General features: G+C 43.4%; 12 protein-coding genes. 1 reads left to right on the forward strand and 11 read right to left on the reverse strand.

What is annotated here, in order from left to right:
* Positions 1–127: 127 nt before the first annotated feature.
* From HMPREF9625_RS10760 to secA, 7 genes are all read right to left on the reverse strand, one after another.
* Entirely contained in the window at positions 128–1,033 is a 906-nt protein-coding gene (locus HMPREF9625_RS10760) for a ribonuclease Z (RefSeq protein WP_009534723.1), read from the reverse strand.
* Complete coding sequence (rimI, locus tag HMPREF9625_RS10765; RefSeq protein WP_009534724.1) at positions 1,034–1,474, reverse strand: ribosomal protein S18-alanine N-acetyltransferase; 441 nt, start codon at positions 1,472–1,474, stop codon at positions 1,034–1,036.
* Positions 1,475–1,488: 14 nt separating this feature from the next.
* Positions 1,489–2,256 (reverse strand): tRNA (adenosine(37)-N6)-threonylcarbamoyltransferase complex dimerization subunit type 1 TsaB, encoded by a 768-nt coding sequence (gene tsaB / locus HMPREF9625_RS10770; RefSeq protein ID WP_009534725.1) that lies wholly within the window; start codon positions 2,254–2,256, stop codon positions 1,489–1,491.
* Positions 2,253–2,684, reverse strand: a complete 432-nt coding sequence (gene tsaE, locus HMPREF9625_RS10775) for a tRNA (adenosine(37)-N6)-threonylcarbamoyltransferase complex ATPase subunit type 1 TsaE (RefSeq protein ID WP_009534726.1) — start codon at positions 2,682–2,684, stop codon at positions 2,253–2,255. Before tsaE ends, tsaB begins: the two co-directional genes overlap by 4 nt.
* Before the next feature lie 226 nt (positions 2,685–2,910).
* The gene (locus tag HMPREF9625_RS10780; protein WP_009534727.1) at positions 2,911–4,164 is read right to left on the reverse strand and encodes a homoserine dehydrogenase; all 1,254 of its coding nucleotides are present in this window, start codon (positions 4,162–4,164) and stop codon (positions 2,911–2,913) included.
* Between the two features lie 144 nt (positions 4,165–4,308).
* Positions 4,309–5,445 carry a peptide chain release factor 2 gene (gene prfB, locus HMPREF9625_RS10785; RefSeq protein WP_009534728.1) on the reverse strand — a complete coding sequence of 379 codons (1,137 nt, stop codon included), beginning with the start codon at positions 5,443–5,445 and terminating at the stop codon, positions 4,309–4,311.
* A gap of 133 nt (positions 5,446–5,578) precedes the next feature.
* Complete coding sequence (gene secA, locus HMPREF9625_RS10790) at positions 5,579–8,167, reverse strand: preprotein translocase subunit SecA (RefSeq protein ID WP_009534729.1); 2,589 nt, start codon at positions 8,165–8,167, stop codon at positions 5,579–5,581.
* Positions 8,168–8,490: 323 nt separating this feature from the next.
* On the opposite strand from secA, the gene hpf reads away from it, so the two are divergent.
* Positions 8,491–9,018, forward strand: a complete 528-nt coding sequence (gene hpf / locus HMPREF9625_RS10795) for a ribosome hibernation-promoting factor, HPF/YfiA family (protein ID WP_009534730.1) — start codon at positions 8,491–8,493, stop codon at positions 9,016–9,018.
* A gap of 96 nt (positions 9,019–9,114) precedes the next feature.
* Here the strand turns inward: hpf and HMPREF9625_RS10800 are convergent, their stop codons facing one another.
* The 4 genes from HMPREF9625_RS10800 to HMPREF9625_RS10815 form a co-directional block, all read right to left on the reverse strand.
* Positions 9,115–10,749, reverse strand: a complete 1,635-nt coding sequence (locus tag HMPREF9625_RS10800) for an O-antigen ligase family protein (protein WP_009534731.1) — start codon at positions 10,747–10,749, stop codon at positions 9,115–9,117.
* Between the two features lie 290 nt (positions 10,750–11,039).
* Complete coding sequence (locus HMPREF9625_RS10805; RefSeq protein WP_009534732.1) at positions 11,040–12,767, reverse strand: LCP family protein; 1,728 nt, start codon at positions 12,765–12,767, stop codon at positions 11,040–11,042.
* A 171-nt stretch (positions 12,768–12,938) separates the two neighbouring features.
* Complete coding sequence (locus tag HMPREF9625_RS10810; RefSeq protein WP_009534733.1) at positions 12,939–14,354, reverse strand: undecaprenyl-phosphate glucose phosphotransferase; 1,416 nt, start codon at positions 14,352–14,354, stop codon at positions 12,939–12,941.
* Positions 14,355–14,472: 118 nt separating this feature from the next.
* Positions 14,473–15,495: an alpha/beta hydrolase gene (locus tag HMPREF9625_RS10815; RefSeq protein WP_009534734.1), complete on the reverse strand. Its 1,023-nt coding sequence runs from the start codon at positions 15,493–15,495 to the stop codon at positions 14,473–14,475.
* Positions 15,496–15,825: the final 330 nt, after the last annotated feature.

Here is a 15,825-nt window from a genome sequence, read left to right on the forward strand (position 1 = left end):
ATATTTTTTATCCAAAAAACGATTTTATTTTCAAAAAACAATTTTATTCTCAAAGACCGTTTTTATCATCAAAAATCGGTTTCCTATGCTTCACATTCGGAAACTTCGCTACCGCTTCCTTACTGCTTTAGTCTTCAAAGACCAGTTCTTTACTCCAGCCGTCCTTCGCAAATTTTACCGGGAAAATGTCTTTGAACTTATCCTTGTACTGCTCCGGATATAACTCAGAAGGAGAATAGTGCGTTAACCACATTTCCTTCGGTTCCGCCTCTCTCCCGAGCTTTGCCGCTTCTTCCATCGTCATGTGCTTATGCTTTCGGGCGTTCGCCGCCTTATCTTCTTCCCCGTACATTCCCTCACAGATAAAGAGGTCCGCGCCCTTCGCCATATCGGAAATCCGAGATATGGGTCTCGTATCGGTACAATAAACAACGGAAATACCCTTTCTATCTTCCCCCATAACCATCTCCGGACGGTAGATTTTTCCCTCAAACTGCACGATTTCTCCATGCTGTAATCGATTCCAACACTGCAGGGGAATCTCCTGCTCCTTTGCTCTTTCCACGGAAAACTTTCCCTTACGGGGAATAGAAAGACGATAGCCATAGCAGGGAATACTGTGTTGAACCTTAAAAGCTTCAATCACAAAACTTTCCGATTCCAACTGTTCTATCTCTTCGCTAAGTTCTCTATACTCCAGTTGAAAGGGCAACTCCGGCGCAATAGTCCGAAGTCCGTCCACTACCCTCTGTAGCCCCTTCGGGCCGATTAGACGTACAGGCTTTGTACGCTCCGCATTGCCCATACTTAACAGCATCCCGGGTAGCCCCGATATATGATCCGCATGGTAATGCGTAAAGCAGATTGTATCAATGGGATAGGGACTCCATCCTTTTTCCCGCATGGCAATCTGTGTTCCCTCTCCGCAATCAATCAAGAGACTTGAGCCGTTACAGCGCGCCATAAGGCTCGTCAGCCATCTCTTCGGAAGCGGCATCATTCCCCCTGTTCCCAGCAAACTTAACTCCAACATTTACTCCATAATCCTTTCCATAAGAAGGGCATCTTCCACAGGGTCCCGATAATATGCCTTCCTTCGGGAAAATGTGCGAAAGCCCGCGCTTTCATATAATTGTATTCCTGCCTGATTTCCTTCTCGAACCTCCAAGAAGAGTTTCTCCGTTCCTGCAAGCTTAGCAAGCCGCAAGAATTCCGATAAAAGAAGTCTGCCATATCCCCTTCCTCTATACTCTTTCCGAACTGCAATGCTCTCCAGCTCCCCCTCCGTACCGAGAAGACGCAGGATACCGTAAGCTATAATCTGTTCTTCCTCTACAAGAAGAATCGCCCTATCATATTTTCCGGAAATAGCATAACGAAAATCCCTTTCACTATAGGCCATGGAACGAAAAATCTCCCGATCCAAAAGGAGGATTTCCGACAAATCCGCTTCCTCCATCTCTCTAAAAAACATCTTCTTCTCCTATCCTAAATAGGATAATTCTTTGCAGAAAGCCGGTCTTCCGTCTTTCCAATTGCTTCCGTGTCCTTTTCTTCTATCACTTGAAAATCCCTCAGTTCTCCGGCTTCTTTCTGCCTTTCCGCCTGCGGTTTTCGTAAATATTCTAAGCGGAATGCCTCTCTCTCCCCCGAAAGCCATTTCTCTTCCGTAAGAAAAGCAAGGGAAGAAGCTCTTTGCAGGATAGAGCCTGCATTCGGGAAAATGACATTTTCCGCACCGATTGTACGGAGAATATCTTCTTTAAATCGAACCGCTCCGTCTCCCATAAAAATCTGCTTTCCGGGAAGGTTACTTGCATAATCCAAAAGCTCTTCTAAAGAACAGGCTCTTTCCTTATTGATACATTGCCGCCCTTGGTAGGATGCGGTATAAACCTGCCCTCTTCTTGCATCCAAAAGGACGTGAATCGGCTCAGGCATAAAAGAAAGATTTTCTTTTATCATCTCTAAGGTACTGATTCCCAAAACCGGAATCTGCCTTGAAAGCGCAAGTCCCTTTCCGGTCGCTGCCGCAATTCGTAAGCCCGTAAAAGAGCCCGGCCCCTTGGAAATCCCGATTAAATCGATTTCTTCCATGGACAAGCCGCACTGCTTAAGCAAAGAGACACAGGCAGGAAGCAGCGTTTCCGAGTGTGTCTGTCCCAGCTTTAAATGAAACTCTGCAAGAAGTTCCGAATCCCGAACGATGGCTACGGCGGCAACCTGCCCGGAAGCATCTATCCCTAAACTAATCATGCTCTTCCCTCTTCTAAAGTTATTTTCCTATACTCGAAGCCTTTATCCAAATCTTTATCAATGCGTATCCACTTGGCAAAAGAAGGGATTTCTTCCTCAATCCGACTTGCCCACTCAATAAGACATACCGCGTCGCCCCCTGTCATTTCCTCGAAACCGATTTCCAAAAGCTCATCGATATCTTCAATTCGATAAACATCAAAGTGATAAAGCATAAACCTGCCCTGATATTCTTTTACGATATTAAAAGTTGGAGAATCGATTACAGCATCTATACCAAGCCCCTTTGCAAATCCCTTGGCAAATACGGTTTTTCCCACACCGAGTTCTCCTTCCAGACAGTATATTTCTCCTGCCTTTGCTTTCTTTCCCAGCTCCTCCGCTATTCGAAAGCTCTCTTCTTCACTTCTGCTTTCCAAGATTCTCATCTTTTCCCTCTTATCGCAATTCGTACTAATTAGATTCAATGATTTTTTGCAGCAGCACCGTACTGAAGTCTTTTAATAATCCTCCCCATGAAAACAGGGGCTAAAAAATATGAATTCTGCTTTCATATAGGATAGGTCTGAAATTCGGGTATACCCAGATTCCCCTCCTTTCAGACCTATCCCCGTTAAACGTTATGATTCATTTTTACTTTTATAGCCCTACTATTTATTCTTCCGTCATTCCCTTTATACGAATGAAATGGAAGACTCTTCTTCCTGTTTCTTCTTCAAACTCCCGCATCCTGGATAAAAAATCTTCTTCAAACAAGACGGTCGAAACAATCGCAAACTCATCCTGTCTGCCTTCCAAAACAATAGGACAAAGCTCTTCCCCTTCTCCAAGGAAATGCGCCTTAAGCGCTTTCTTGATTCCTTCTGCGGTTCCTTCTATACGAAGAAAGTAGCGGAAAGCGTTGGAACCCATGGGTTCAATTTCAATCATTTTCTCAGACCATCCGATTCCCTGAAAATGATCCTTATGTCTTGCTGCCGCAATAATATCGGAAACCACCGCGCTGGCTGTCGGAAGCTTTCCTGCCCCCTTACCGTAGAGCATAGTATTTCCAAGGCAGTTTCCTACAACACGGATTCCGTTATAGACCCCGTTTACAAAGTAAAGAGGGTCATCCTTTCCTACCATAATAGGAGCCACATAAGCAAAGTACTTGTCTTCCACCGTTTCTACCGATCCGAGAAGGCGGATATGATAGCCCATCTCTTTGGCATAAGACATATCGATATCGGAAATATTTCGGATTCCTTCAGTGTAGATATCCTCGTGACGGCAACGCATTCCCGAAGACATGGAAAGGAGAATCGCTGTCTTTCTGGAAGTATCAAAGCCGTCTACATCCGCAGACGGATCCTTCTCCGCATATCCGAGACGCTGTGCTTCCTTTAAAGTATCCGCAAAGGTAGAGCCTTCATCCTTCATTTTACTTAAGATAAAATTACTGGTGCCATTCAAGATACCGGTAATTTCCATCACATTTTCTCCTGCATAGTTGTGGTAGAGGGTACGAATAACCGGAATCCCTCCGCCAACCGATGCTTCAAAGTAGAAGTTACATTTGTGTTCCTTTGCCGTACGCACAAGCTTGGAACCGCAGGCATCCACCACTGCCTTATTGGAGCTGACTACATGTTTTCCCTTTTCCAAACAGCTTTTGATGTATTCGTAAGCCGGATGAATCCCGCCCATTGCCTCTACGACAAGTTCAATCTCAGGATCATTTTCAATCACGGAAAAATCCGTTGTAATCAGTTCATCGGGAATTCCGGGAATATGCTCCCGACGGGCAAGAATATACTTGATTTCAATCTTCTCCCCTCCCTTTTTTTCAATTTGCGCTCGATTTAACTCTAAAACTTCCTTCACTCCGGAACCCACTGTTCCGAATCCCATTATGGCAATCTTCATGCCTTTCCCCTTTCCTCCGTACATTTCCTTTTGTTTTCTCTTTTGCAGCTTATTTTTATGTCTTGTTTTTTCTGTCTAATTCTTTTCTATAATTTTTTTCATCACTTAGAGCCACGATTCTTCCGGTCCATTTCGGTAATTATTTTAGTCATTTCCGGCAACTTTTCTATCCGGACAGCCCAGCTGCATCCACTTTAGATATGCTGTAATGAAGCGATCGATATCTCCATCCAGTACCGCATCGGTATTTCCTGTTTCTTCTCCGGTACGAAGATCCTTGACCATCCTATAGGGCTGTAAAACATAGGAACGAATCTGAGAACCCCAGCCGTTATCCTTTACCTCTCCACGGATGCCGGCAAGCTTTGCCTCCTGCTCTTCTTTTTCTTTCAGATAAAGCTTGGTCTTCAGCATCTGCATCGCCTTATTTTTATTCTGTAACTGAGAACGTTCTTCCTGGCAGGCCACCACGATTCCTGTCGGAATATGGATTAAACGCACTGCGGAAGAAGTTTTGTTAATATGCTGTCCACCTGCACCGGAAGCACGGAAAACCTCCATTTTGATGTCCTCTTCCCGAACTTCGATATCGATTTCCGTTTCAATATCCGGCATAACGTCACAGGAGACGAAGGAGGTCTGTCTCTTTCCCTGCGCATTAAAAGGCGATATTCGAACCAAACGATGAATTCCCGCCTCGGAACGAAGGTAACCATAGGCATACTGCCCCACCACTTCCATGGTAACAGACTTAATTCCGGCCTCATCTCCATCCAGATAATCGAGGATTTTTACAGAAAATCCGTGTCGCTCCGCCCAACGGATATACATTCGGTAAAGAATACCCGCCCAGTCATTTGCCTCCGTACCGCCCGCACCGGCATTTAAACGCAGGATGACGTTCATACTGTCGTATTCTCCGGAAAGAAGGAGGGTAGTGTTCATATTTTCCAAGTCTTCCGAAAATTGACTCAGCATTTCCCGAATCTCCGGAATCACGGACTCGTCCCCTTCTTCCTTCCCCATCTGAATCAGGGCATCAATGTCCTCGTAGCTTGTTTTCAACTGATAAAAGCTCTCCGCCTCATCCTTCAGATGTCTTACTTCCGTGGATAAACGATTCGCCTTCTCCGCATCCGACCAAAAGTCGGGCTCTTCCATCATGCGATCCAGCTCCGCTATTCTTTTTTGTTTATTTTCCAAGTCCAGAGCCTGCTCTAAGGCTTTAAGCGGCTCCGTTTTTGTATTTAGCTCCGTCTTAAATTGATCAAATTCAATCATAGAGGCTCCTTCCTTTCTCATAATCCTTGCCTAAATTCCCTTTAAGAAAGGAGAAAAGATTCCTTCTCAAAGACAAAACACAGCCTTTCAGAACCACTTTCTTCCCCTCTCTTTAGTGATGTCGAAAATCATTCTACTGCTCTTTTTGATAAATGCTTTGTCCGTGGCAGTTCTTGTACTTCTTACCTGATCCGCAGGGACAGGGATCGTTCGGATAAATCTTTCTTCCCTCTCTCATCTTCGGTGTTCTTACCGCGGATTCGTCACGGTTTGTCGCCAGAGGCTTTGCCACCTGCTCTCTTTCCACCTTCTGTTCCAGCTTAATCTGGTAAAGCACTCTCACTGTTTCTTCCTGAATGCTTCTCATCATCTCCTGGAACATCTCATAGCCGGCAATCTTGTACTCTACAAGCGGATCCTTCTGCCCATAAGCCTGCAGTCCGATTCCGTCACGAAGGATATCCATGTCATCGATGTGACTCATCCACTTCTGGTCCATAACCTTTAAGAGAATAACGCGCTCCGCCTCTCTCATCTGCTCCGGATTCGGGAACTCCGCTTCCTTTTCTTCATAAAGGCGGATTGCCCTTTCCTTTAGCTTCTGCGCAAGCTCATCTCTGGTCATATGCGCGAATTCTTCCTCCGTAAAATTCAGCTTGCCTAAAGGAATAATCTGCATCAAGGTATCGTTTAAGCCCTGGAAATCCCAGTCCTTCGGACTATCGCTGTCCACGATGTTCTCATTGACATAGAAATCAACGATGTCCGTGATAAAGCGGGTAATGAGCGGACGCATATTGTCTCCTTCAAGAACCTTCTCTCTTTCCGCATAAACCACATCTCTTTGGTCGTTGTTTACTTCATCATATTTCAGAAGATTCTCACGGATACCGTAGTTGTTTAACTCAATCTTCTCCTGTGCCTTTTCAATCGCATTGGAAAGCATCTTGTGATGAATCTGCTCTCCATCGGGAACGCCCAGAGCCTCAAACATGCCCATCAGACGCTCGGAACCGAAGAGACGCATCAGATCATCTTCCAAGGAAATGAAGAACTGGGACTGTCCGGGATCTCCCTGTCTTCCCGCACGACCGCGAAGCTGGTTATCAATACGTCTGGACTCATGTCTCTCCGTACCCACAATATGAAGACCGCCCGCTGCTCTTGCTTCCTCATCCAGCTTAATATCGGTACCACGGCCGGCCATGTTGGTCGCAATGGTTACCGCACCGTGCACACCGGCTTCCGCAACAATCGCCGCTTCCTGCTCATGAAACTTTGCATTTAAAACATTGTGCTTAATTCCGCGTCTCTTTAACATGCCGGAAAGAAGCTCGGAAGTCTCGATGGCAATCGTACCCACCAGCACCGGAGCGCCGGTCTCATGAATCGCTTCAATCTCATCCACAACCGCCTGGAACTTCTCTTTCTTGGACTTATATACCGCGTCATCCAAGTCCACTCTCTGCACCGGTCTGTTGGTCGGAATCTGAATAACGTCCATGGAGTAAATGTTTCTGAACTCCTTCTCCTCCGTCTGTGCCGTACCGGTCATTCCGGCCTTTTTCTTGAATTTGTTAAAGAAGTTCTGGAAGGTAATGGTTGCCAGCGTTCTGGACTCTCTCTTTACCTTCACATGTTCCTTCGCTTCTATCGCCTGATGCAGTCCGTCAGAATACCGTCTTCCGTTCATAATACGGCCGGTAAACTCATCGACAATCAAAACCTCATCATCCTTTACGACATAATCCACATCCCTCTGCATAAGGTTATTTGCCCGAAGAGCAAGGATGATATTGTGCTGAATCTCGAGGTTTTCCGCATCTGCAAGGTTATTGATATGAAAATACTTTTCTACTTTTTCTACACCCTGCTGGGTAAGGTTTACGGTTTTTTCCTTCTCATTTACAATAAAGTCTCCACTCTCCTCGATTTCCTCTCCTAAGATGGCATTAATCTTGGAAAACTCGGCAGACTCCTCTCCCCTTTCTAGCTGTCTTGCCAAGATATCGCAAAGTTCATAGAGCTTCGTAGACTTCCCGGACTGTCCGGAAATAATAAGCGGAGTTCTTGCCTCATCGATCAAAACAGAGTCCACCTCGTCGATGATACAGTAGTTCAAGCCTCGTAATACCTGCTGATTCTTGTATATCGCCATATTGTCACGAAGATAGTCGAAGCCGAGCTCGTTATTCGTCACATAGGTAATGTCACAGGCGTAAGCAGCCTGACGCTCTTCAGTAGACATCTCATTTAGAACCGTTCCTACAGTAAGGCCAAGGAAACGGTGAACCTGCCCCATCCAATCCGAGTCACGCTTTGCAAGGTAATCGTTAACCGTAACAATGTGTACCCCTTCACCGGCCAAAGCATTGAGATAAGCCGGACAGGTCGAAACCAAGGTCTTTCCTTCACCGGTTCTCATCTCGGCAATTCTACCCTGGTGTAAAACTACTCCACCGATAAGCTGCACCTTAAAATGCTCCATGCCGAGCACTCTCTTTGCCGCTTCTCTAACCGTTGCGTAGGCTTCCGGAAGAATATCATCCAATGTTTCCCCCGCGGAAAGCCTTTCCTTAAACTTTCCTGTCTGGGCTTTTAAATCCTCATCAGACATTGCCGCCATCGTTCCCTGTAAAGAAAGGATTTTATCCACCTTCGGTTCTATCAGTTTCAATTCTCTACTCGAATGTGTCCCAAATATCTTTTCAAAAAGCTTCATTCTTATATGCTCCTTCTCCATACAGCAGTAGTATGGCATTTTATAAATCTATAACTCATAGATTCTACCATTAGTCCCCGCCTTTATCAAGGAAGAAGCCATGAAAATACTGTGAAATCCCACGCAAAAAGTTCAAGCTTTTCAGGCTTGATTGTATTTTCCTTTTTTCAACACCTCATCCATGAATATTTTGTGAAAAATATCTTTATTTTATGGATTTCGCTTTCTTTCTTTATAGAAAATGCTATACTGAAAGCAGGAAGAATCTTCCCTTGCAATACAGGGACTTACTTCTGAAAAACAAAGAAAGGAAGGATTCGATTATGAAATTTAGCATTACAGGAAGAACCATTAGTTTGACAGAGGGTTTGAAAAATATGGTGGAGAAAAAACTTGGAAAGTTAGATAAGTTTTTTCAGGCTGACACACCTTGTAATGTAACTCTTTCTACGCAGAAGGATATGCAGAAAATCGAAGTGACCATTCCCGTGAAAGGTAGTGTGATCCGCGCTGAGGAGTCTACCGAGGACATGTACCAGTCCATTGACCTTGTAGTGGACGTTCTAGAAAGACAGATCAGAAAATATAAGGATAAGCTGATTGCCAAGCACCAGTCCTCCTCCTTTACAGCAGCGTTTCTGGAGGAAGCCGCTGAATATGACGAGGAAGAAATCAAGATTGTACGTACAAAACAGATTGACTTAAAGCCCATGACTCCGGAAGAGGCCTGCCTACAGATGGAACTCTTAGGACATAGCTTCTTCGTATTCTTAAACGGAGACAGCGGAAAGGTCAATGTTGTATATAAAAGAAAGACAAAGAGCTACGGTTTAATTGAACCGGAAGAATAAACGGAAACATAAACCGGCCTCACTATAGCCGGTATAGTGAAGAGGCGGTTCCGAAAAACGATCGGAACCGCCTCTTTATTTTTTCTTATTCCTTGCTTATTTCACCTTTCCTATTGCTCTCACCTTTTCTCCAAGTCCCATGAAGGACAGGATAAAGATGACAGGCAAAACCATCGGCACCGCTATATTGATGACTGCCTGCGAAACATAGCAAAGAAGGCAGAGCCCTGCAGCAAAAGGAAATACCCTTTCCGAGAAATCCCCCTCTTCTCCCCTGTCATTCTTCGTAAAAAGAGTTTTGAAGGAGGAGAGAAGTAAGGAAAGATAGGAAATCAGGCCTATAACCCCTATCGTCAGTAAAAGGTTCAGATATTCATTATGAATGTTGTCAATGGCCTGATAATGGCTTTGCGAAATCGCAACCTTATAATTGTCATTTGTCAGCATAAGGTATCCGTCCGGTCCGTACCCAAGGAGAACCTGAGAGAAGGGCATCTTTTTTGTAAGATAATTTAAGCCCATCTTCCAGATAAAGCCGCGTCCGGATCCCCAGCTATCATCAAAGCGAAAATAATTACTGTAATTTTCTAAAAAAGACAAACGATGCGAGACATTGGCATCATAAAAAACAAAAACTACGGCAAAAAGAATCAGCACCACAATCAGGAAATAGATGGGTTTCAGTACCTTTTCGATTCTTTCTTCCTTTAGCTTTACAACAAGCAGTTTGATGATTCCCAAAACCGCGATAGCCAGGAAAGGAACCGTAGTGAATCCCAGCTGAAGAAAAAATCCCTTGTCGCCATATTGATAGGAACTGTTTGCTTTAGGAATGAAAAAGGTAGCCAACTTCATCACAAGAAAAAAAGCAATATATAAATCTATGCAATTTAACAGACGTTCTTTTTTTCCAAAACAGAAAAAAGGCAAGGCAAGAAATAGTACAAAAAGAGCAAATACAACGTTGTCACTCATTCCGTAGAAAGCCGCAAGAAGGGTAAAGGCATACATAAGCAGGAAAAGAAGGCTCCACTTCCCCTGCTTTTCTCCTATGAAAAGTCCCGCAAAAAGCCCGGTATAACTAATCATCAGAGAGGTATAGCCATTAATATTTCCTATTCCGCCTGCAAAAGATGCCTTAAGATAATCCGCTTCCACTAAATCAAAAAAATGAAATAGATTCATCCAAAAGAAATCACTGATACCCCAAGCTGCCTGTAAAGCGATAGAAATAGATAGAAAAAGAAGATGGATTTTCTTAAATCGGTAAAATCGGCTTACAAAAAAATAAGCAAAGAAAAGCAATAACCAAGTAAAGCTTCCCATATATCTGCCCGTGCTTCCCCACCAGGTTTCATAAATATAGCCGGAATGAATCATGGAAATCAAAAAAATAAGAATAAGAAAGAAAAAGGGAATATCCGTAGCCAAAAAAGGCTTTTTCTTCCCTTCCTCTTCTCGAATGAACAAGGAAAAATAAAGCGGCTTCCTCATCCCGTTCTTTAGGGTAAGAGCATGCAAAAGAAGAAAAGCAAGCATAATAACCGTATACGCCAGGGTCAAAACCCAAAAAAACTTAAACTTTACCTGCAAAATATCATAATACCCGTCATGTATGTATAAGGGATAAATCAAGAGGATTATGGCAAGGTAAATCATACTGATTCCCCCACCAATCTTATAAAAGTCCTTCTCGACTTTAGCCTTTTCTCGTTCTAAAAGCTGTTCCATATCCGCTCTCCAGTTCTGCTGTTATCTGTTTCTGTTTTACCGCTCTCCGGTTCTGCTGCTATCTGTTTCTGTTTTACCGCTCTCCGGTTCTGCTGCTATCTGTTTCTGTTTTACCGCTCTCCGGTTCTGCTGCTATCTGTTTCTGTTTTACCGCTCTCCGGTTCTGCTGCTATCTGTTTCTGTTTTGCCGTTCTTCCAAATCTAAACACGCATCTACTATACATGCTTCTTCTCATAAAAGAAACAATTGTCACAGTACTTCCTTGCAACAATTGTTTCTTCTTTACTATTTAATCCACTATAACGCCAGGACCGTCATTTCCACCACCTGAATCCGCAGTCGGTTCCACCCCGATACTGGGCTCCTGCGACTTTGTTTCACTCTTCTTCGTCTCGTCGGCGTTTTTCTTTGTTTCCTCCGTACTTTTCTTCTCATCGGAGTTTTTCTTTGTTTCCGAAGGACCTTGTGATTTGGTCTCCTCGGTGCTCTTTTTATTGTCCTCCACAGTCGGCTTCTGATCCGAATTTTTCCCGGACGAACTGCTTTCTATACTATTTCCGTTCGCATCCGTCTCCTGCTTTTTATTCTTCTCGGATTCGCTTTCCTCAGCAGAATTCTTCTTTTTCTTCGTTTCTTCTTGCTTACCGTCCTTGGACTTCGTGCCTTCCTCCTCATCCTCATTCTTTTTGGATTTTTTCTCGGAGTGTTTTTCGCTCGAGTCGCCCTTTCCGTTCTTGTAAGCCGCCGCATCGGAAGCGATGGTATCACTAAAGGTCCAAACAGCGGAACTCGGTTTATAATCCTCATCTCCAAAGAGATAAGCATGAAGCTTCGTTACATTGGAAGCCAAGTTAAGCGGAATAACACAATCCCCCTTCTTTCCCATCATTTGCGTACGAAGATCATACGGGAATCCCTCGGAACCGACAATATTGTAACGGTTTACCCCCTTCGCAAGTTCCAAAATATCTCCCACATCCACATTAAACGCAATCTGCGGAAGAACCGTGTCAATCACATTGGTCAGAGTTGCAAGATCCGCCTTCTTTGCATTCTCCAGAACCTGGGAAATAACTTCTCTCTGTCTCTTCGTTCTGGTAAAATCATCATCCATATAACGAAGTCTTGCATAAGCTACCGCCTGCACACCGTCCAGATGCTGCATCCCCGGCTTCTTAATATATTCCGCAGCGGGGTTTTTCACATTGACTTTAGACTCAATACTGGTTTCATGAATGTAAGCATTCATATACTTGAATTCTTTTTCCGTAATATCAATGTCTACGCCGCCCAACATATTGATTACATCCGCAACCGCACGCCAGTTAAAGGTCGCATAATGCTCAATATCCAAGTCCAAATTCTTATTCAATGCGGCAACAGCCTGCTCCGGTCCGCCATCCGCATAAGCTTCATTTATTTTCGCAAAGCGAGACCCTGCTGCGAGATTCAGATAGGTATCACGGAACACAGAGGCAAGTTTAACCGCTCCTGTCGCTCTGTCTATGCAGACAATGAGCTGTACATCGGCATTGGCCCCTCTACCTACTCCTCCGTCACGGCTATCCACACCGAAAACGGCAATGGTCCAGTAGCCTTGCATCTGCTCTTGCTTAGTTACATCAATATTCTCGTTCTTTACATTTTTTATATTAAACTCTACTTCCGGCTTAATATTCATGTACCGCACAATATAGGCTGTACAGAAAATAAAAACCAATGTCAGGATTTCAATAACGGAAAGCAGCAAAATCTTCTTCCAGCGGGATTTTTTCTTTTTTTCTTTTTTACTGTATACCTCATCCAGCTCTTCTTGAATATCCTTAGGCGTATTGACCTGCAGAATATCCAGATGTTCAATCCTTCTCTTTCCTTCCTTCTTTTCCTCGGGAAGAGTCACGATGGGAGCTTTTCTCCTTCCCTCTCCGGATATGGTATTTTCGCTATTTTTCTCGGTCGTATTTCTATTCAGCTCGCTATGGGGTCTTCTGCGTCCCCTATTCTGCTCTAATGCCAAAATCTACCTCCATCAACCGGATCGTTTAAGCCACTCCGGCATTTCCAATCAGCTTTTTACCTGTACTCTTTTTTTTGCAGCCGAAAACTCAGCTTTTTCCGATAGTGAAAATTCTAAAAGTTTTCTTCACACACGGAATGATAGAGTATATTACCACAAAACAAGAAAAAGTTAATAGGCATTTTTGTTAACAAATCCTTTCCATACGGTTAAAAAAAGAATTTTAATATCCAGACCGAGACTCCAGTGTTCTATATACCAAAGATCACAGCGAATTCTCGCCGGAATAGAAGTATCTCCCCTGAAACCGTTCACTTGCGCCCATCCCGTAATCCCCGGACGAACCTGATGTTTAATCATATAACGGGGAATCTGTTCCTTAAACATTTCAACAAACTGGGTCCTCTCCGGTCTCGGGCCGACAAGAGACATATCTCCCTTTAAAACATTAAAAAATTGAGGAAGTTCATCAATAGAAGTCTTCCGGATAATTTTTCCGATTCCGGTTACCCGCGGATCCCCTTTTACAGTCCATGCCTTCTTTTCATCCTCTGTTTTTTGAACGCCCATAGAGCGAAACTTGTACATCATAAAGGGACGGTTGTGAAGTCCAACTCTTTCCTGTTTAAAAATGATCGGTCCGGGAGAACTCAGCTTGACAAGCACCGCTATAACAAGCATAAGCGGTCCAAAAAGAATGAGCCCCACCAGAGCCCCGATGATATCGATCACCCTCTTCAGTAATGCATTGAAAGGCTCGGTCAACGGAACATTTCGAATATTGATAATCGGTAAGCCGTCCATGTCTTCCGCAATCGGTTTAGAATGAATGATTTCCTGATAGTCGGGAATGAACTTCGTATGTACTCCGGATTTTTCACATACCGCTACGATTCCGGGAAGCTTTTCGTAGGCAGCAAGAGGAAGTGTAATCGCAATCTCATCAATTGTATTCTTACTCAAAAGCTCTCCGAGATCCTTGATTTTACCAATTACGGAAACATCACGGTAAGACGCTCCCTGCTCCGTCAGATCATCAACTATTCCGTAGATACGATAGCCCCAATCCGGATTTTTCTTACACAAATCGATAAAACGATCTGAAACCGGAGAAAAGCCAACAAGAATAATATGCTTTTGATTAAAGCCTCTCTTTCGAAGAGAAGAAAGAGTTCTCCGTAAAGCATACCTTTCCACCGTCGTAATACAGATAGAAAAAATATAGAAAAATCCCAACATTCTTGTGGAATAATGTTCAAAATATCCACTCTTTCGAAAAGCAAAGAGAATGGATGCAGAAAGAAGAAGCCCTATGGAATTACTCTGAATAATCCTAAAGAGCGCCGTCTTCATGCGAATGGTTCTCATCGGCTTATACAACCCTAATATCCAGTACAAAAACAGATAAGCCGGAATCATAGGAATCAGCACAGTAAAATAAAACCTCGGAGAAAGCACACCATGCCCCTGAGGAAATATCGGATTCTTTATCGCAAAATACCACGCCAGGCTATAGGATAACGCCAAAACCAAGGCATCTAAAAGCACTTGCAATTGATTTAATTGTCTTTGGAAGTCCTTAATCATAGTGACGATTATACAATAGGATGAATCACTTGCATAGTAAAAGCAGGAGAAACTCCTGCTTTTTTAAAAGTCCATATTTGCCGTAATTTTTTAAATCTGATTCCGGTAAAGATTCTCTCTAGGAAACTGCAGAGCGAGCAAAGTTAATCTGCTCCTTTAAACTCTCTTCCGCTTCGACTAAATCCATGTGAAGTTCATAGTCATGCGGAAGATCTCCTTCCGGAAAATAAGAGCTGACCGGAATCCCCAACGCTTTACATTTTTTTTCAAAATCCAGTGCCTGCTCACGGAAAGAACCGATGCTTGCATCCGATAAAAATGTAGGAGGAAAGCTTCTGGTCAGGAAATCTTCCAATCTTGTTTCCTCTGCCTTCTTCCCGGAATAAAATTCATCATCTTGGAAATAATCCCTTCCCCAGGAAAGAAAAAGCTCATCATTTTCTTCCAAACCGGTCTGATGGAAGCGCGTGCAGTCCAATAAGCCGGAAAGAGAAATAAGACCGCAAACTCTTGCTCCTCTTCTTGTCAGGAAAGAGGGAATACCCAATTTCTTTCCATAGCTTTCATTGGTCTGCGTTAAAAGAAACTGACCGGCAAGATTTACCCCGGCACTGTCTCCCATTAAAATCAGCTTCCTCGGATTAATTCCCAGCTTGTCCCTGTCCTCCAAGATCTTTTGTACGCAGTACGATAGCTGCTTAAGCGCTGTAGGATAGGGATAATCCGGAGCCAAAGAATAGTCTACCGCAATGACCTGAAAGCCGGAACGGAGCCAAGCGAGAAAATAAGGATTGTCTTCCACAACCTCCTTGCTTCCCGAAACGAAGCCGCCACCATGAACATAAATGATGGTTCCCAAAACTTTCTTCCGTCTCTCATTGGGATAAACATAGGCATCATAATAATTGTTCGGATAAGTGGAGGGGTAAGGAATATCCTTATAGCAAGTAAACTCATAATAGGCGTCTCTTCTGCTGACCGCTATATTGACCGGCGCGGCCGCTTTACTGTATCTTCTTGAACCGGCCAAAGTATCGGATGTGCCGACAAAGCCCGCTATACAAAAAATAAACAAAGAAAAAAAGGCCATTCTAAGGAACTTTTGAAGCTTTTTCTTCCCTATGAAATGTACTTTCCCCATAATGCAATCCTTATTTTGCAAAATAACAAGCTAAAAACCCGCTATTCTATGCAAACTCCTTTTCCTTAATTTGAGAATGCCTTTTCGCCTGCTGTTATATCTAAAAGCAAGTAAATAAAAAGGCATGTTTTTTCCACAAAAATATCTCGTCAATCTTAACAAAAAAATAAGTTTTTATCAATAAAAATAAAAAAAGCCGGATTATAAGAAAGTTTTTTGTTTCCGTTCTCCGATGAATTTGGGACTTACGGAAGTCGTTCCTTTCTATAACACAGCTTTTTTATCGCATTTTATATCACAATTTCACTATTTATATATCGCAATTCTACT

It is taken from the genome of Oribacterium parvum ACB1, assembly GCF_000238055.2.
Taxonomy (GTDB): Bacteria; Bacillota; Clostridia; order Lachnospirales; family Lachnospiraceae; genus Oribacterium; species Oribacterium parvum.